We start from the raw sequence: 16746 nt of genomic DNA, 5'->3' as shown, positions 1-16746 counted from the left end.
GACCGGACGGGATTGCGTCTCCTATAAACGCCATTCACGCCAGGCAAGACTATCCCTTTGGGCAAAGCCCTAACTAGAACAGGATTACTCATGTCCTTTGCTTCCCTCGGTCTCTCCGAGGCTTTAGTCCGCGCCATTGAAGCAGCGGGCTATACCGAGCCTACTCCGGTGCAACAGCGGGCCATTCCCGCCGTGTTGCAAGGTCGCGACCTGATGGTTGCGGCTCAGACAGGTACTGGTAAAACCGGCGGCTTCGCTCTTCCGATTCTGGAAAAGCTGTTTCCCAATGGCCACCCAGACAAATCCCAGCGTCACGGTCCACGCCAACCACGCGTATTGGTCCTGACGCCTACCCGCGAACTTGCTGCACAGGTCCACGAGAGCTTCAAGCTTTATGCCCGTGACCTTAAGTTCGTCAGCGCCTGCATCTTCGGCGGCGTTGGCATGAACCCGCAGGTTCAAGCCATGTCCCGCGGTGTCGACGTACTGGTGGCGTGCCCCGGTCGTTTGCTCGACCTGGCTGGCCAAGGCAGTGTTGACCTGTCCCACGTTGAAATCCTGGTGCTCGACGAAGCTGACCGGATGCTCGACATGGGCTTTGTTCATGACGTGAAAAAAGTCCTCGCACGTCTGCCGACCAAGCGTCAAAACCTGCTGTTTTCGGCGACGTTCTCCAAAGACATCACCGATCTGGCCGGCAAGCTGCTGCGCAACCCTGAGCGTATTGAAGTCACTCCGCCGAACACCACGGTCGAGCGTATCGAACAGCGCGTTTTCCGCCTGCCTGCCAGCCACAAGCGTGCCTTGCTGGCGCACTTGATCACGGCCGGTGCATGGGAACAGGTGTTGGTCTTCACCCGTACCAAGCACGGTGCCAACCGTCTGGCTGAATACCTGGACAAGCATGGCCTGAGCGCAGTCGCGATTCACGGCAACAAGAGCCAGAACGCGCGCACCAAAGCCCTGGCCGACTTCAAGGCAGGCACCGTTCGTATTCTGGTTGCGACCGATATCGCGGCACGCGGCCTGGACATCGATCAGTTGCCGCACGTGGTCAACTTCGAGCTGCCAAACGTTGATGAAGATTACGTTCACCGCATCGGACGTACCGGCCGTGCCGGTCGCTCGGGCGAAGCGATCTCGATGGTTGCGCCGGACGAAGAAAAACTGCTGAAAAGCATCGAACGCATGACCAAGCAGAAAATCGCCGACGGCGACCTGATGGGTTTCGATGCCAGCACGATTGAAGCTGAAAAGCCTGAAGTCCGTGAACGTCCGGATGTGCGTAACCCGCGCAACCCACCGCGTGGCCCTCGCGGCGACGGTCCTAATGGCGGCGGTGGCGGCCGTAAGGACAAAGGCAAGGACAAGGGTAAAGAGAAGCCTGCCGCAGCCCGTGGCGAACGCCCGGCCCGCGAGCACAAACCGCGTGAAGGCACACCGGCGCGTGAACCGCGTCAGCAAGCGGCCCCTTCGATCCCGCGCCCGGACGCCAACCGTGCGCCGGACGAGTTCCGTGACGACGATGTGGACAACTTTGGTAACCGCGCTGATTACGTCAGCCCGTACCAGAACAAAAACAACCAGAGCCGTGGTCGTCGTCCGGGCGCTCCGGCGCAAGGCACGGGCGCTGCTCCGGCCGGTCGCACCGGTGGTCGCCAGAACGGTCCCCGCACCGGCACAGGCGCCAGCACCGGCACGCCGCCTGCCAAGCGCAGTGGTCCGCGCAACGGCGCTCCGCGTGACGGTCAGGCCCGTCGCGAGAACCGTCCGGCCCGTGATGATCGCCAGGAGCCAGCCGTTAAAGGCCCTCGCGAGAATCAGCCGAAGATCATGCACAAAGAGTCGAAAAGCGACCGCTTCCCGACACCGGAGCAGCTCGATCAACTCCCGAACCGTCCTCGCGGTGAGAAGCCAGCCTTGCTGACCCGCAATCGCTGAGTGACTGCCGAATAAAAAACGCCCTCCATCGCACGATCGGGGGCGTTTTTTTGTGCTGCTAAAAGTGCCTTCGCCCCCGCCTTTTCCTGTTTATGCGAGCGAATTCATTCAGCCTTCTTGCCCTCCAGACAAGGATCAGGGTGAAGACACCCTTAAATCCCTGGCACAAAAAAACGCCCCGACTCTCGCAAGTCGGGGCGTTTTTCTCAGCCGTGTGAACGGGCTATTACTTGTTCTTTGTACCTTCCAGCGAGATGTCGAGGTTCAGGGTCTGAGACGTAGGGCCCGGGCCTTTGATGCCGAAATCGTTCAGGTTCAGGGTCGTGGTGGCGTTGAAGCCAGCACGTTCGCCGCCCCATGGATCCTTGCCCTCGCCGTTGAACGTTGCCTTGAACGTTACGGGCTTGGTCACGCCGTGCAGGGTCAGGTCACCGGTGACGTCAGCTGTTTTTTCGCCAGTCGGAACGACTTTGGTCGAAACGAACTTGGCATCCGGGTACTTGCTCACGTCCAGGAAATCTTTGCTGGCGATGTGCTTGTCGCGCTCAGCGTGGTTCGACCACAGGCTGGCTGTTTTCAGGGTCACGTTGATTTTGCTGTCAGCAGGCTTGGCAGCATCCCACGAGAATGTGCCCTCCCAGTCTTTGAACGTCCCGTGAATGAAGCTGTAGCCCAGGTGGCTGATTTTCCAGTCGATAAAGGCGTGCTGACCTTCTTTGTCGATGGTGTAGTCAGCAGCCATTGCCTGGCCAGCGGACAACAGCGCTGTACCCAGTGCCAAAGCGGCGAGAGTCTTTTTCAACATGCGTTCTATTCCTTTTGAGTTGAGGTTGAACATCAGGCTTTGCGTCCCAGCATACGAGTCAGGGTCGCATCACGATCGATAAAGTGGTGCTTGAGAGCGACTAGACCATGTAATCCGGCAAAGATCACCACGGTCCACGCCAGGTACAAATGCACGACACCGGCAACATCCGCCTGATCAGGCAGATTTGTAATCAGTGCCGGTACTTCAAACAGACCGAATACCGGGATGCCAACGCCTTCGGCGGTAGAAATCAGGTAACCGGCGATCATTACGGCAAACAAACTTAGATACAAAAAGCCATGGCCGAGCGTGGCGCCAATGCGTGTGGCACGGCTGTAAGTGGTCAGTGCTGGTGGTGCCGGGCTGATCCAGCGCCACACCACGCGAATGACCATCAAGGCCAGGAGCGTCAAACCGATGCTTTTGTGCAGGTCGGGGGCTTCCTTGCGCCACGGGCTGTAATAGTCGAGCCCGACCATCCATAAGCCGAGTGCAAATAAGCCGAACACGGCCAGGGCAACAAACCAATGCAAGAAAACACTGACCGCACCGTAGCGAGAAGAAGAGTTGCGTAGCTGCATTGCCAACATCCTGTAGGAACTTGGGCCTAAGACTAATCGTTTACCTATCGAATGAAAGCGCATTTTTTCGCTGGAAGGTATCGATAAATACGATCTGTAGCCTGTGAGGAAGGCATTAAGAAAACATTAACGATGATTCATGACTCCACTGCGACGGCGTTCGTCAGCACACCATAGAAGCGATACGTGTTGTTGCAAGCGCAATGACTTGTTACGAACTCGCGCATTGCATAGGCTTGCGCGATTGTTTGCCCGCACACGCCGGGAGCCAGCGCCAGGAGAGTGGAAATGGGCCTGAATAATCAGTGGATGCAGCGCGATTTAGCCGTTTTATGGCATCCCTGCACCCAAATGAAAGATCACGAGCAATTACCGTTGATCCCGATCAAGCGCGGTGAAGGCGTGTGGCTCGAAGACTTCGAAGGCAAGCGTTATCTGGATGCTGTGAGTTCCTGGTGGGTCAATGTGTTCGGGCACGCCAACCCTCGCATCAACCAACGCATCAAGGATCAAGTCGATCAACTGGAGCACGTAATTCTGGCCGGGTTCAGCCATCAGCCAGTGATCGAGCTGTCGGAGCGACTGGTGCAGATGACGCCAGAAGGCCTGACGCGCTGTTTCTATGCCGACAATGGTTCGTCCTGCATAGAAGTTGCGCTGAAGATGAGCTTTCACTACTGGCTCAACCGCGGCCAGCCAAACAAAAAGCGTTTCGTGACCCTGACGAACAGTTATCACGGCGAGACCATGGCAGCGATGTCGGTGGGCGATGTGCCGCTGTTTACTGAAACCTACAAGGCGCTGCTGCTTGACACCATCAAGGTGCCCAGCCCCGATTGCTATTTGCGTCCGGACGGCATGAGCTGGGAAGAACACTCGCGCGTGATGTTCATGGCCATGGAACAGACACTGGCCGAGCACCACGCCACCGTGGCAGCCGTCATTGTCGAACCGCTGATTCAGGGGGCGGGCGGCATGCGCATGTACCACCCGGTGTACCTCACGTTATTGCGTGAAGCGTGCGACCGTTATGGCGTGCACTTGATTCACGACGAAATCGCGGTGGGCTTCGGTCGCACCGGCACGATGTTCGCGTGTGAGCAGGCAGGCATCACCCCGGACTTCCTGTGCTTGTCCAAGGCATTGACGGGCGGTTACTTGCCACTGGCTGCCTGTGTGACCACGGATGAGGTCTACAGCGCCTTCTACGACGACTATCCGACCCTGCGCGCTTTCCTTCATTCCCACAGCTACACCGGCAACCCGCTGGCGTGTGCGGCGGCATTGGCCACGTTGGATATCTTCGAACAAGACAACGTTATCGAGAACAACAAAGCCCTGGCACAGCGTATGGCCAGTTCGACGGCGCATCTGGCGGACCATCCGCATGTCTCGGAAGTGCGTCAGACCGGTATGGTTCTGGCCATCGAAATGGTCCAGGACAAGGCCAGTAAAACGGCATACCCGTGGCAGGAGCGTCGTGGGTTAAAAGTGTTCCAGCATGCGTTGGAGCGTGGCGCGTTGTTGCGTCCGCTGGGCAGCGTGGTGTATTTCTTGCCGCCTTACGTGATAACCCCGGAGCAAATCGACTTTCTGGCCGACGTAGCCAGCGAAGGCATCGACATCGCGACCCGCAGTGATATCCGCGTGGCTGTGCCGGCGAATTTCCATCCGGACTTCCGCGACCCGGGCTAGGGTTATTTTCTTCGGGCGCGCACGTTCGCGCCTGAAGCGCACACTTTTCAGAGAAAACACATGAGATTGTCCCGTTTCTTTATCGATGCCCCATTGAGCCTCGGTGAGCATGAATTGCCTGAAGCCCAGGCGCATTACATTGGCCGCGTGCTGCGCATGGCCGAGGGCGATGCCCTGCAAGTGTTCGACGGCTCGGGTCACGAGTTCCTGGGGCGTTTGCTGGAAGTCGGTAAAAAGCGCGTGCGCGTGGTGCTGGAAGAGACCTTCGCCGGGCAAGTCGAGTCGCCGCTGGCGATTCACCTTGGCCAAGGGTTGTCCCGTGGTGAGCGCATGGACTGGGCGATTCAGAAAGCCACGGAACTGGGGGTCAACGAGATCACGCCGATCATGAGCGAACGCTGCGAAGTGCGGCTCAAGGACGAACGTGCAGACAAACGTCTGGCTCACTGGCGTCAGGTGGCTATCAGTGCGTGCGAGCAATGTGGGCGTTCGCGGGTGCCGGTGATTCATCCGCCCGTGCTGCTTAATGACTGGATTAACAACACGCACGCCGACCTCAAGCTGGTGTTGCACCCGGTGTCCGAGCCGCTGGCCAGCCATGCCAAGCCTTCGCGCCTGGCGTTTCTGATCGGTCCGGAAGGCGGGTTGACCGACAATGAAGTCGATCAGGCCCAGGCGGCGGGTTATCAACCGGCGCGCCTTGGCCCTCGGGTATTGCGTACCGAAACCGCCCCGGTGGTGGCGCTGGCCGTGGCTCAGCAGTTGTGGGGCGATTTCTGACGCTGACGCGTTGAGCAGTTACATCGACACGAAGAAGAAGCTGACGATCAGCCCCATGCCGATGAACCACACCAGTGAACGCAACATGGCCCAATCTGCCAGGTAACAAATGATGTACAGCAAGCGGCTGGTGATAAACAGCACGGCCAGTACATCAATCGTGACGGGTTGGGCGTTACCGACGATGTCAGCAATGATCACGGCAGCGGCAAACGCCGGGGTGACTTCGAAGCTGTTGAGTTGCGCGCTGTGAGCACGTTTGGCGAAACCGTCGAGGGTGTCGAGAAACGCGCGCGGGTCATGGTTTTGCCGGGGCCCGAATTTGCCGCCGCTGAACTTGGCCACCGCGGTACACACGTACGGCAGACACAAGGCAATCAGTACACACCAGAAGGCAACCGTCATTGGAATTTCCTTTTTAGAGTTTCATCACGAGCATGCCGATCAGCACCAGCCCACACGCTAAGAGTCTGGGGCCGCCAAAAGGTTCTTTGAGGTAGCGCATGCCGAACAGCACCACCAGCATCACGCTGACCTCACGCAAGGCCGCCGCCTCGGCAATCGAGCCCAGCTGCATCGCCCACAGCACCAGTGCATAACTGGTCAGCACGCAAACCCCGACGGCCAACCCCAACCGCCATTGCGTGCGCCAGAACAGCGTGAACGCGGCACGTTTGCGGGTGATGGCCAGCAGTGGGAACGGCCACGCGCTGATGAGCGTCAGCCACACCAGATAATCCAGCGGGTGCGGCCAGCGGCGTAACGCCTGACCATCAAGAAAGGTATAGCAGCCAATGCACAGGCCGATGAGCGCGACCACCGGCAGCATCGACCACGGCAGACGATCACCGCCGCCGCCTTGCCACAGCAGGCAGGCCATACCGCACGGTATCAGGAGAATGCCGATAATTTGCTGGCCGGTCAGCACTTCACCGGCAAAAATCAGGGTCAGTGTCAGCACCACCAAGGGCGAAAGGCCGCGCATCAGCGGGTACACCAGCCCAAGGTCCCCGACCCGGTAGGCGCGGATCAGCAGCACGCGGTACAGCAGTTCGAAGAGGGCAGACGCCAGAATCCACGGCCAGAGAGCCAGCGGCGGGAACGACACAAAGCCCACCAGCGCGGCGACCACCAGCAGTGCCACCGTGTCCATGCAGGCGATGACCAGCAGACGCTCGCCGCTGAACTTAATCAGGGTATTCCAGACCGCGTGCAACACAGCAGCGATCAACACCAACGACGTTGCCAGCACCCCGTGCTCCTTATGTGGTTGGACGATGGCTGTTTATACGTCAAACGTGCGTCGGCGCGCGCAGCGTTTGCGTGAACAAACGAATAATCGGGTGCCCCTTTGGTGGCTCCCAGGCGCTAGCTGACGGAGCATCATTAAGGACCCTAAACCCTGCAGGTGTTGCAACAAAGGACTCACGCCGTGGTCAATGCTGGCCAGGCGTTGCGTCGGTTTGTCACGCTCGGCAATGTGCCGCTCACGCCAGCTTTTGCATCAAACCAACGCCCGGCCTGACCGGAAACCCCTTCACTCCCGCCACCACAGGAACTCGGATGCTTGAGCTTGTTGCTGCGTTTATCTGTCTGACGTCGTTGCTGACGTATGTGAATTACCGTTTTATCGGCCTGCCGCCCACGATTGGCGTGATGGTCACCGCCCTTTTATTTTCTTTGCTGTTGCAGGGTTTGAGCGTACTCGGCTACCCGGGGCTCGAAGACCGCGTGCAACAGTTGATCGGCCAGATTGATTTTGGCGATCTGCTCATGAACTGGATGCTGGGCTTTCTGCTGTTTGCAGGCGCTTTGCACGTTAACTTCAACGACGTGCGCAGCTACCGCTGGCCCATTGGCTTGCTGGCCACGGTGGGGGTTTTGATCGCCACCACGGTGATCGGCAGCCTGGCGTACTGGATTTTTGGCCTCTTTGGCTGGCACATCAGCTTCCTGTACTGCCTGCTGTTCGGCGCGCTGATATCCCCCACCGACCCGATTGCGGTGCTCGGCGTGCTGCGGACCGCCAACGCATCAAAGCCTCTGAAAACCACCATCGTGGGCGAGAGTCTTTTCAATGATGGCACCGCGGTTGTGGTGTTCACTGTGTTGCTTGGCATTGTCCAACTGGGCGAAACCCCGAGCGTCAGCGCCACGGCCATGATGTTCGCCCACGAAGCCATTGGCGGCGTGGTGTTCGGCGGGCTGATCGGTTATCTGGTGTACCGGATGATCAAAAGCATCGAGCAGTACCAGATCGAAGTCATGCTGACCCTCGCGCTGGTGATCGGCGGCTCGGCCATGGCCAGTGAGCTGCATGTGTCGGCGCCGATTGCGATGGTGGTGGCCGGCCTGATCATCGGCAATCTGGGTCGAAACAAAGCGATGAACGAGATGACCCGCCGTTACATGGACGGTTTCTGGGAGTTGCTGGATGACATGCTCAACGCGTTGCTGTTTGCGCTGATCGGCATGGAATTGTTGCTGCTGCCGTTCTCGTGGCTGCATTTGCTGGCTGCCAGTGCGTTGGCCGTGGCGATTCTGCTGTCACGCCTGCTGACCGTTGCCCCGGCCATTATGTTACTGCGCCGCTGGCGCGCCGTGCCCCGTGGCACCATCCGCATCCTGACGTGGGGCGGCCTGCGTGGCGGGGTTTCGGTTGCCCTGGCACTGGCGTTGCCACTCGGCCCGGAACGTGACCTGATCCTGAGCATCACTTACATCGTGGTGCTGTCGTCGATCCTGTTCCAGGGCCTGACCATTGGCAAACTGGTGAGGCACGTGACCCAAGATGCGCCTGCCCCGGCTGAGGCCGACAGGGCGCATTAAACCTGCGTGACCTTGTCTGCCGGTCACCGCTGCGTACCTGATGCGCGGCGGTGAATGCGCTTCGACGGCCTCGCTCGCCTGCAGCCTCGTCCACCCACAGCAATTATGTGCGACTAATCCTGCATCCTTGTGGGTGCTTCCCTACACGTTGACTACACTCAAACTCGTTTGGCTGAAGGTGCTTTCGGCAATGGCTTGAGTGCGCCTGTTCGTTCGGGTTTTCCTTACACACCCAATGTGCATATAACGGAAAGGGGAAAGGGATGAGTACATCTGCGGGTTATGCGTCACCCTCGGCAACGCCCAGGCGTCACGTGGGTGCTTATATTCTGATCGTCGCCGCGCTGGTTGCGCTGGTCATCACCGCGTGGCGTTTTTTCACGCCGCTGTCTGGTATTGATGGCTCGGGTGGCGCGATGACGGCGATGTTCGCTGAGCTGGTGATGGTTGTATTGGGGCTGTTACTGCTCAAGAGCCATGCGGGCGGGCTGCGAGGCTTTCTCCTGTTTTTGAGTTGGGCGGGGATTGTCGGGACCTTCATTGCAGCACTGTTTTTGCACGGGTGGTGGACTGCCGCCGTGCTGGCAGTGGGCGCAGTGGGTGTCGTGATTGAAACCTTCACCCCGGCCACCAGGAGCGCGTGACATGAATACAATGAAAAAACACCTTTTGAGCGCCCCGGCCCTGTGCATGCTGGCGGGACTTTCAACGGCCCAGGCTGAGACCTACACCGTACCTGCGCCGCTGCTCGCGCCGTCGAGCGTGTCGGCGGAAAGCGCGAAAATTCCGATCCCGAACGGCAAGGAATGGGACAGCTTTCACGGCCAGCTCAGCGCACAGAAGTACTCCCCCCTCACGCAAATCAATAAAGACAACGTCGGCAACCTGACCAAAGTCTGGCAGTACTTCACCGGGGACATGTCCACCGGCACGGGCAAAATCCCGCCGTCCGTCTGGTCGGCCACGCCGATCTTCGCCAATGACACCTTGTACATCGGCACGCCGTTTTACCGAATCATTGCCCTTGAACCCGAGACCGGGAAAGAAAAGTGGGTATTTGATACCAAGTCGCCTCTGGTGGCCGAGACCCAGCCTGCGCTGAAGTCCCGGGGCGTGGCTTATTGGCAAGAGAAAACCCCGCAAGCGGGCGTGGCCTGCCAGAAAGTCGTGTACCTGGGCAACATGACTGCACAACTGTATGCGGTGGATGCCGACACCGGTAAGCCGTGCGAAAGCTTCGGCAAAAACGGCGTGGTGGACATCAACCAGTGGAACACCCTTAACGCCAAATGGCCGCTGTCGGTGCTGCAACCGCCAACTGTGATTGGCGACAAGCTGATCGTGGGCTGGGCCGGGAAAGACTGGGAATACGAGGTAGAGTCGCCAGGTTCGTTGTTTGCACTGAACGCCCGCACCGGTGAACTGGAATGGGAGTTCAAGCCGATCCCGGAGGAGGAAGCGGGCAAAACCGGCACTGCCAATATCTGGACTGCCATGTCTTACGACCCGGCACTGGGCTTGCTGTACATCCCGGTGTCATCGCCGTCGCCCAACTACTGGGGTGGCAACCGCACCAAGCCGATTCCGCTGGGTACGTCTACCACAGCGCTGGATATCAACACCGGTAAAGTCGTCTGGTCGCGTCAGTGGGTTCACCATGACTTGTGGGATTACGACATCAACTCGGCACCGACGTTGATGGACATTACAGTCAATGGCAAACCGGTGGCCGCGTTGGTGCAGGCGACCAAGATGGGCTTCCTGTTCACGGTTGACCGGCGCACGGGTGAAGACGTGTGGCCGATCGAGGAACGTCCGGTGCCACAGGGCGATGCCGATGGCGAAGTGTACTCACCGACCCAACCATTCCCGACCAAGCCTGCGCCGCTAATGGACCAGTCCAAGAAACCGGCAATCTGGAAAGTCGCGGACATCGTTGGCTTGGGCCAGTGCTCGAAGATGTGGGACGGCCTGGAATACAACGGCATGTACTCGCCGCCCGCGACCAAAGGCAATGGCGTGCTCGCGTACCCGGACAGTGCGGGCGGGGTGCAGTGGGGCGGGGTTGCGTTTGACCCGGTTAACCAAGTGGCCATCGTGAACACCTCGCACATCGTGCAGATGATCAAGCTGTGGGACCGTGCGGCGTACGACAAACAGCCCAAGGAAGCCGGCAACGAAAACGGTTTCTACCCGCAAATCGGCGCGCCGTATGGCATGTCGCTGCTGAACGCGCAGAACTGGGCAGGCATGCCGTGCTGGGCGCCGCCGTTCGGTGAAATCGTGGCCCTGGACATGCGCACCGGTGACGTGAAATGGCGTCGTCCGATGGGCGCGGTTCAGCAGTGGGGCTGGTACATGCCTGAAGACATGGGTTCACCCACCATTGGTGGCCCGGCAGTGACGGCGGGCGGGGTGATTTTCATCGGTGCTTCGATGGACGCCAAAGTCCGTGCCTACGCGCTGGATGACGGCAAGGAGTTGTGGTCCGACATTGTCATGGCTCCTGCGGTGGCCAACCCGGCGGTCTACGAATACAAAGGCCGTCAGTACGTTGCCTTTGTGGCCGGTGGCAACTCGATCCTCAAGGATCAAGTGGGCGATCAGGTGGTGGTGTACGCCTTGCCGAAGTAATGCTGCGTACGCGGTAGCTGCCGTCAAGCTGTGAGAGGGTTGAGGTTTAAACGCTCGCAGCTTGCGGCAGGGACTGCGGTTACAGCGACAAACGCTGCAACTGTTCGTTGGCGTGTTGCGCGAACAATTGCAGCAACCCCTCCAGCGTATGCGGACCCGGTTCGTCGGCACGGGTCAGTGCATACAGCGTAATGGGCAACGCAGGCGTCAGCGGCCGTATTCGTGTGCTGTCGCGTGAAGCCCCCAGTGCGGTGAACGGGTCAATCACAGCCAATCCCGCCCCTGATTCCACCATTGCGCTGGCCAATGAATAGGTCTGCACCGCGAGCCTGATACGTGGCGGCGGTTCGACGGCTTGCAGGTAACGTTCAAACCGCGCAAACAACGGGTCGGCGCTGCTCAAGCCAATCAACGGCGCATTCGCCAATTCATCCAGTTTCAGCGGCAAGCCGAGGTCTGTTTCGGGCCAGTAGCCCCGTGGGGCCAGTGCCACCAGCACACCGTGGGCCAGCGCTTGCGCCTTGAGGCCAGGATGCTCGGGTTGCTTGAAGGTCAGGGCAACGTCGAGCTCGCGCATCAGCAGGTTTTGCACCAGTTCTCGGGTATGAGCGCTGGCCAGCTCGCAGTGGATATCGGGATAGCGTTGCGTCCATTCGCGGATCACGGGCGGCATCAGCGATAGCGCCAGTGCCGGGGTACTGCCAATACGCAAGCGATGACCAGGCTCACGGCGCAGGCTTTCGGCCAGTCGCTGCACGCCTTGCAGGCTTTCGGTGACTTTATCGACCTCGCGCTCCAGCAGTAGCGCCTCAGGCGTGGGCTGGAGTTTGCCGCGTACCCGCAGGAACAGGGCAAATCCCAGTTGCAATTCGGCATGCTGTAAGACTTTGCTCACCGCCGGTTGCGAGACGTGCAGCAACTGGGCAGCGGCGCTGACCGAGCCGGTTTGGCGGATGGCCTGAAAGACCTCGATATGTCGCAAACGCATGGCAGTAGTCCATAACCTTTGTTTATGGGATGAGCATCTTTATTCATTATTCATGCCCTGTCATCTGCCCCTAATCTGAAGGCCGCATAACTTTGGGTTAAGGACTGACATGGCACAGCAGGTTTGCATCATCGGTGGCGGCGTCATCGGGCTGGCAACAGCGTATGCGCTGGTGCGCGAAGGTTTTGACGTCACGCTGATCGAAGCCCAGACCCGCCTCGGTAGTCAGACCAGCTTCGCCAATGGCGGGCAGCTGTCGTATCGCTATGTGGCGCCCCTGGCCGATGCCGGGGTGCCCTGGCAAGCCATGGGCTGGATGCTGCGCGCCGATTCACCTCTCAAACTTCGCCCCCGCATGGACCCGGCTCAATGGCGTTGGCTGGCTTCGTTCGTCGGTGCTTGCCGCGGCTCCGTCAATCAGCGCAACGGTGCGCATCTGTTGCGTCTGGCGCTGCTCAGTCAGGCCACATTGCAGCAATGGCGCGAAGACGATCACCTTGACGGCTTTGAATGGCGACGCAATGGCAAGCTCGTGGCCTTTCGGGAGCCCGCGCACTTCCACAAAGCCCGGCAAAACGTTACCCACAGTTCCTTTCAACAGGCGCTGTCAGCCAGCGAGTGCGTAGCGCTGGAGCCGGGTTTGCTAGGCGCTCCGTTTGTCGGCGGCATTTACACCCCGGACGAAGAGGTGGGCGACTGCCATCTGTTTTGTCAGCAGTTGGTGGCGCGCTTGCAAGCCTCTGGCCGCTGCACGTTTATGCTGGGCAAAACCGTGACGCGTCTCGTGCACCATCAGGGTGCCGTGACGGCGGTCGAGATGGGCCATGACGTACTGCCGGTCAGTCAACTGGTGCTGGCGGCGGGCCATAACAGCCCCGCCTTGCGCCTGCCCGGTCTGGAGTTGCCGCTGTACCCGCTCAAGGGCTACAGCCTGACCCTGCCGCTGGCCGATGTGAAAAAAGCCCCGCAGGTGAGCATCACCGACTACGACCGCAAGATTGTGTACGCCCGCATTGGCGAGCAGTTGCGGATCGCGGCGATGGTCGACATTGTCGGATTTGACGCAGCGCTGGACCCCAAGCGCCTGGCTCAAATGCGCCAGTTGGCGCACAGCACCTTCCCCGAAGCAGGCAATTATGACGACGCCATCGAGTGGGCTGGCATGCGCCCTGCAACGCCGACCGGTGTGCCGATTCTGGGGGCCAGCGCTTATCGCAACTTGTGGCTCAACCTGGGGCATGGCGCACTGGGCTTCACGCTGGCCTGTGGCAGTGGCCGGTTGCTGACCGAGTTGATCACACAGCGCCAACCTTCCATCGACATGCAAGGCCTTGCGCCCCATGCCGCTTGAATCTGTACCTACAACAAGGAACCACCCGATGACGATTCACCGAATTAACAGCAATGACCGTTTGAGCGCCGCCGCGACGTTTGAGGCGCTGGTGTTTTTGTCCGGGCAAGTTCCCACGCAAACTCAAGACATTGCCGCGCAAACCGAAGAAATACTCAGCAAAATCGATGCTCTGCTAGCCGAAACAGGCAGTGACAAAGACCACATCCTAAACGCCACGATCTACTTGCAAAACATCCAGCGTGATTTTGCGGCCATGAATGCGGTGTGGTCGGCCTGGCTGTCGGCTGGCAAGGCGCCGACCCGTACCACGCTGCAAGCCGAGCTGGCGCGGCCCGAAGTGCGGGTGGAAATCAGCGTGATTGCTGTACGTCGTTAATCTGTTTTAAAGGGGAAATAAGAAGATGAAAAAACTCACCTTGATCAGTTGCACGCTGGGCCTGTTGATCAGCCAGGCAGTCTGCGCCAATGACGTGCCGTTGCAGGGCACTATGAAAAAGATTTCGGATTCGGGGCGCATCACCCTCGGCTATCGGGACGCTTCGGTGCCCTTCTCTTATGTTGGCGACAACTCGGGTAAGCCCATGGGGTACTCCGTGGAGCTGGCGAATAAAATCGTCGAAAACGTGCAAAAGAAGCTGGGCGACAAGCCCTTGAACATCAAATACAACCTGGTGACGTCGCAAACCCGCATCCCGCTGGTGCAAAACGGCACAGTGGATCTGGAGTGCGGTTCAACCGGCGTGACTGCCGAGCGTCAGAAGCAGGTCGCGTTTTCCTACGGGTTTATCTACGTCAAAGGCCAGTTGTTGACCGCCAAGGACAGTGGCATCAAGGGGTTTGATGATCTGCGCGAGAAAAACGTAGTGACCACTGCGGGCACCACCAATGAGCGTTTCATTAAAAGCTACAGCGCCGATCACAAAATGGGCATGAACGTCATCAGCGCCAAGGACCATGGCGAAGCGTTCAAAATGCTGGAGACCGGGCGCGCCGTGGCGTTTTACATGGACGACGCGCTGCTCTATGGCGAACGCGCGAAGGCCCGTGACCCGCATAACTGGGTGGTAGTGGGTGACGAGCAATCGCGTGAAATCTACAGCTGCATGGTGCGCAAGGACGACCCGCAGTTTTTGGCTGTGGTGAACCAGACCCTGGCCGACCTGTACAGCTCGGGTGAAATCACCGGGATTTACCAGCGCTGGTTTGAGCAACCGATCCCGCCCAATGGCCTGAACCTTGAGTTCCCGATGACGGCAGAACTCAAGCAAATCATCGCCAAGCCGGTGAGCGATCCGGTGGAGTAAGGCCTTTACGTCGCTGTCGAGTGGCGCCCGTGAGTGCTCGCCAGCGACTACAAAGGGTGGCGTGGGGCCTGTTTTATTCAGGCAGTGCCGCGCCTTTAGGCCACAGCAGCCAGATATTGCCCTTTTGCTTCATGTCACCGGCCAACTTGCCGGCTTCCGAGCCTGTACCGACGAAGAAGTCGGCGCGAACTTCGCCCGCAATCGCTCCGCCCGTGTCCTGAGCCGCTACCGGGCGTACGATCGGTTGACCGTCGGCTTGAGTCGTCGACAGCCAGAGCAGACTGCCCAATGGAATCACCTTGCGGTCAACGGCTACGCTGTAGCCTGCGGTCAGTGGCACATTCAACGAGCCGCGCGGGCCTTCGTTGCTGTCGGGGTTCTGGGTGAAAAACACATAACTGGGGTTGCTCGCCAGCAGTTCGCTGACACGCTCAGGGTGTGCCATCGCCCAGGCGTGAATGGTGCCCATGGTTACGTCTTCTTTTTTCAACTCGCCCTGTTCCACCAGCCAGCGGCCAATCGGCTTGTACGGATGACCATTCTGGTCGGCGTAGCCGATGCGAAGTTGACGGCCGTCATCCAGTTGCACGCGGCCAGAACCCTGAATTTGCAAAAATTGCAGGTCCATCGGGTCGGTCAACCACGCGATGACAGGCGCGTTCAGGCCTTGGGCATTGATCGTGGCTGCCGTGTCGTAGGGTTTAATGACACGGCCTTCAAGGCGCCCGCGCAGACGCTTGCCCTTGAGTTCCGGGTAGAGGCTGTCGAGGTTGACCACGATCAGGTCGGACGGCACGCCATACACCGGCACCTTGGCCACCTCGTTGGCCGTCAGGCTGCCGGGGTAGACGGGTTCGTAATAACCGGTAATCAGGCCATCGCTGCTGCCTTGCGCGGAACGCAGGCTGTAGACATCGAGGTGGGTTTGCAGAAAATTGCTGATCTCGGCCACGCTCGGGCTGGCCGGTAACTGGGCGGCCTCGCTGCAGATTCCCCCCCAGTTGGCGTCGGCCTTGAGCCGGGTGCATGCACTGCGCCAAGAGGCGAAGCCGCCCTGCAGATCAGCGCCGGTCACCTCTGGCAACGCACTCCAGTCCGCTTTGCTGTACGTGGTGTGCGGGGCTTCAGGTTGTTTGGCATCCTGATCGGTGCCGTTGCAGCCGGCCAGCAACATAACAACGGGCAGCGCCCACACCAGTGGCTTTAAAAGACGACTCATCTGCGATGTTCCTTTACGGTTGCCGAGGTTCAAGAACCGTCCAGGCAATCCTTATATTCAATAGGGGTATTGGTCTTTACAGGTGACACGAGGATACTGGCGACCGAATTTCGTGATGTGAAGCGACCATGACTCTGAAACGATTGACTGTTGTACTGCTGGCCTGTCTGACGCTGTCGGCGTGTGGCGGGGTTGATCCCAATTCGCCGCTGGGCCAGCGTAAAGCGATTTTCAAGCAAATGCTCAAGACCAGTGAAGACCTGGGGGGCATGTTGCGTGGGCGAATTCCGTTCGATGGCCCGCGTTTTACCGAGGGGGCGGTCAAACTCGATGCGTTGGCCCATGAGCCGTGGAAACATTTCCCGAAGGTCAAAGAGTCTGACCAAACCAGCGCAACCGATGATGTGTGGCAGAAACAGGCTCGTTTTCAGGACTTGGCCCGTCAATTGGAAGCCGCCACGGGTGAGTTGGTGATTGCCAGTCAGGTTCAGCCATACAAGGCCAGCAGCCTTGCGCCAGCTGTGCAGAAAGTCGAAGACACGTGCAGCGCGTGTCACAAGGAATTCCGTAACCACTGATCATGCCTTCAATCAACAGCCCCTCTCCCTGAGGG

General features: G+C 59.2%; 16 protein-coding genes. 10 read left to right on the top strand and 6 right to left on the bottom strand.

The window, feature by feature from the left end; translation table 11 throughout:
• Positions 1–90: 90 nt before the first annotated feature.
• A complete protein-coding gene (locus HBN68_RS00875) occupies positions 91–1941 on the top strand; it encodes a DEAD/DEAH box helicase (RefSeq protein WP_094991620.1) in 1851 nt (616 codons plus the stop codon).
• A 226-nt stretch (positions 1942–2167) separates the two neighbouring features.
• On the opposite strand, the gene HBN68_RS00870 is transcribed toward HBN68_RS00875, so the two are convergent.
• Positions 2168–2746 carry a YceI family protein gene (locus tag HBN68_RS00870; RefSeq protein ID WP_094991619.1) on the bottom strand — a complete coding sequence of 193 codons (579 nt, stop codon included), beginning with the start codon at positions 2744–2746 and terminating at the stop codon, positions 2168–2170.
• 32 nt (positions 2747–2778) lie between these two features.
• Positions 2779–3330, bottom strand: a complete 552-nt coding sequence (locus tag HBN68_RS00865; RefSeq protein WP_094991618.1) for a cytochrome b — start codon at positions 3328–3330, stop codon at positions 2779–2781.
• Positions 3331–3618: 288 nt separating this feature from the next.
• Here HBN68_RS00865 and HBN68_RS00860 point away from each other — a divergent pair, with 288 nt between their 5' ends.
• Positions 3619–5025, top strand: coding sequence for an adenosylmethionine--8-amino-7-oxononanoate transaminase (locus tag HBN68_RS00860; protein ID WP_169962158.1), 1407 nt, complete (start codon positions 3619–3621; stop codon positions 5023–5025).
• A gap of 60 nt (positions 5026–5085) precedes the next feature.
• Positions 5086–5805, top strand: coding sequence for a 16S rRNA (uracil(1498)-N(3))-methyltransferase (locus HBN68_RS00855; RefSeq protein ID WP_094991616.1), 720 nt, complete (start codon positions 5086–5088; stop codon positions 5803–5805).
• Between the two features lie 18 nt (positions 5806–5823).
• Here the strand turns inward: HBN68_RS00855 and HBN68_RS00850 are convergent, their stop codons facing one another.
• Both HBN68_RS00850 and HBN68_RS00845 read right to left on the bottom strand, forming a co-directional pair.
• Complete coding sequence (locus HBN68_RS00850; protein WP_094991615.1) at positions 5824–6210, bottom strand: MAPEG family protein; 387 nt, start codon at positions 6208–6210, stop codon at positions 5824–5826.
• A gap of 13 nt (positions 6211–6223) precedes the next feature.
• Positions 6224–7057 (bottom strand): DMT family transporter, encoded by an 834-nt coding sequence (locus tag HBN68_RS00845; protein WP_094991614.1) that lies wholly within the window; start codon positions 7055–7057, stop codon positions 6224–6226.
• Positions 7058–7368: 311 nt separating this feature from the next.
• On the opposite strand from HBN68_RS00845, the gene HBN68_RS00840 reads away from it, so the two are divergent.
• From HBN68_RS00840 to HBN68_RS00830, 3 genes are all read left to right on the top strand, one after another.
• The gene (locus tag HBN68_RS00840) at positions 7369–8634 is read left to right on the top strand and encodes a sodium:proton antiporter (RefSeq protein WP_169962156.1); all 1266 of its coding nucleotides are present in this window, start codon (positions 7369–7371) and stop codon (positions 8632–8634) included.
• Positions 8635–8897: 263 nt separating this feature from the next.
• A complete protein-coding gene (locus HBN68_RS00835; protein WP_094991612.1) occupies positions 8898–9278 on the top strand; it encodes a hypothetical protein in 381 nt (126 codons plus the stop codon).
• Position 9279: 1 nt separating this feature from the next.
• A complete protein-coding gene (locus HBN68_RS00830; RefSeq protein ID WP_169962154.1) occupies positions 9280–11268 on the top strand; it encodes a pyrroloquinoline quinone-dependent dehydrogenase in 1989 nt (662 codons plus the stop codon).
• Positions 11269–11347: 79 nt separating this feature from the next.
• On the opposite strand, the gene HBN68_RS00825 is transcribed toward HBN68_RS00830, so the two are convergent.
• Positions 11348–12256 (bottom strand): LysR substrate-binding domain-containing protein, encoded by a 909-nt coding sequence (locus HBN68_RS00825; RefSeq protein WP_169962152.1) that lies wholly within the window; start codon positions 12254–12256, stop codon positions 11348–11350.
• 109 nt (positions 12257–12365) lie between these two features.
• On the opposite strand from HBN68_RS00825, the gene HBN68_RS00820 reads away from it, so the two are divergent.
• Genes HBN68_RS00820 through HBN68_RS00810 form a run of 3 tightly spaced genes read left to right on the top strand, consistent with a single transcriptional unit; the run spans position 12366 to position 14914 of the window.
• The gene (locus HBN68_RS00820) at positions 12366–13607 is read left to right on the top strand and encodes a D-amino acid dehydrogenase (RefSeq protein WP_169962150.1); all 1242 of its coding nucleotides are present in this window, start codon (positions 12366–12368) and stop codon (positions 13605–13607) included.
• A 28-nt stretch (positions 13608–13635) separates the two neighbouring features.
• Complete coding sequence (locus HBN68_RS00815) at positions 13636–13986, top strand: RidA family protein (protein ID WP_169962148.1); 351 nt, start codon at positions 13636–13638, stop codon at positions 13984–13986.
• A 25-nt stretch (positions 13987–14011) separates the two neighbouring features.
• Positions 14012–14914, top strand: coding sequence for a transporter substrate-binding domain-containing protein (locus HBN68_RS00810; RefSeq protein WP_169962146.1), 903 nt, complete (start codon positions 14012–14014; stop codon positions 14912–14914).
• Positions 14915–14987: 73 nt separating this feature from the next.
• Here the strand turns inward: HBN68_RS00810 and HBN68_RS00805 are convergent, their stop codons facing one another.
• Positions 14988–16133 (bottom strand): MltA domain-containing protein, encoded by a 1146-nt coding sequence (locus tag HBN68_RS00805; protein WP_169962144.1) that lies wholly within the window; start codon positions 16131–16133, stop codon positions 14988–14990.
• 128 nt (positions 16134–16261) lie between these two features.
• On the opposite strand from HBN68_RS00805, the gene HBN68_RS00800 reads away from it, so the two are divergent.
• Positions 16262–16711, top strand: coding sequence for a cytochrome c (locus HBN68_RS00800; protein WP_094991605.1), 450 nt, complete (start codon positions 16262–16264; stop codon positions 16709–16711).
• Positions 16712–16746: the final 35 nt, after the last annotated feature.

Source organism: Pseudomonas sp. WS 5078, assembly GCF_012985745.1.
In the GTDB taxonomy this organism is placed as follows: domain Bacteria; phylum Pseudomonadota; class Gammaproteobacteria; order Pseudomonadales; family Pseudomonadaceae; genus Aquipseudomonas; species Aquipseudomonas lundensis_A.
Note: the sequence above shows the minus strand (reverse complement) of the source record. Positions and strands in the feature narration are given on the sequence as shown.

Bases quoted from the DNA above. Each gene is read 5' to 3' on its own strand.
- HBN68_RS00825 (WP_169962152.1), bottom strand. From the start codon at position 12,256: ATGCGTTTGCGACATATCGAGGTCTTTCAGGCCATCCGCCAAACCGGC.
- HBN68_RS00830 (WP_169962154.1), top strand. From the start codon at position 9,280: ATGAATACAATGAAAAAACACCTTTTGAGCGCCCCGGCCCTGTGCATG.
- HBN68_RS00870 (WP_094991619.1), bottom strand. From the start codon at position 2,746: ATGTTGAAAAAGACTCTCGCCGCTTTGGCACTGGGTACAGCGCTGTTG.
- HBN68_RS00840 (WP_169962156.1), top strand. From the start codon at position 7,369: ATGCTTGAGCTTGTTGCTGCGTTTATCTGTCTGACGTCGTTGCTGACG.
- HBN68_RS00855 (WP_094991616.1), top strand. From the start codon at position 5,086: ATGAGATTGTCCCGTTTCTTTATCGATGCCCCATTGAGCCTCGGTGAG.
- HBN68_RS00860 (WP_169962158.1), top strand. From the start codon at position 3,619: ATGGGCCTGAATAATCAGTGGATGCAGCGCGATTTAGCCGTTTTATGG.
- HBN68_RS00810 (WP_169962146.1), top strand. From the start codon at position 14,012: ATGAAAAAACTCACCTTGATCAGTTGCACGCTGGGCCTGTTGATCAGC.
- HBN68_RS00850 (WP_094991615.1), bottom strand. From the start codon at position 6,210: ATGACGGTTGCCTTCTGGTGTGTACTGATTGCCTTGTGTCTGCCGTAC.
- HBN68_RS00835 (WP_094991612.1), top strand. From the start codon at position 8,898: ATGAGTACATCTGCGGGTTATGCGTCACCCTCGGCAACGCCCAGGCGT.
- HBN68_RS00815 (WP_169962148.1), top strand. From the start codon at position 13,636: ATGACGATTCACCGAATTAACAGCAATGACCGTTTGAGCGCCGCCGCG.
- HBN68_RS00865 (WP_094991618.1), bottom strand. From the start codon at position 3,330: ATGCAGCTACGCAACTCTTCTTCTCGCTACGGTGCGGTCAGTGTTTTC.
- HBN68_RS00800 (WP_094991605.1), top strand. From the start codon at position 16,262: ATGACTCTGAAACGATTGACTGTTGTACTGCTGGCCTGTCTGACGCTG.
- HBN68_RS00875 (WP_094991620.1), top strand. From the start codon at position 91: ATGTCCTTTGCTTCCCTCGGTCTCTCCGAGGCTTTAGTCCGCGCCATT.
- HBN68_RS00805 (WP_169962144.1), bottom strand. From the start codon at position 16,133: ATGAGTCGTCTTTTAAAGCCACTGGTGTGGGCGCTGCCCGTTGTTATG.
- HBN68_RS00820 (WP_169962150.1), top strand. From the start codon at position 12,366: ATGGCACAGCAGGTTTGCATCATCGGTGGCGGCGTCATCGGGCTGGCA.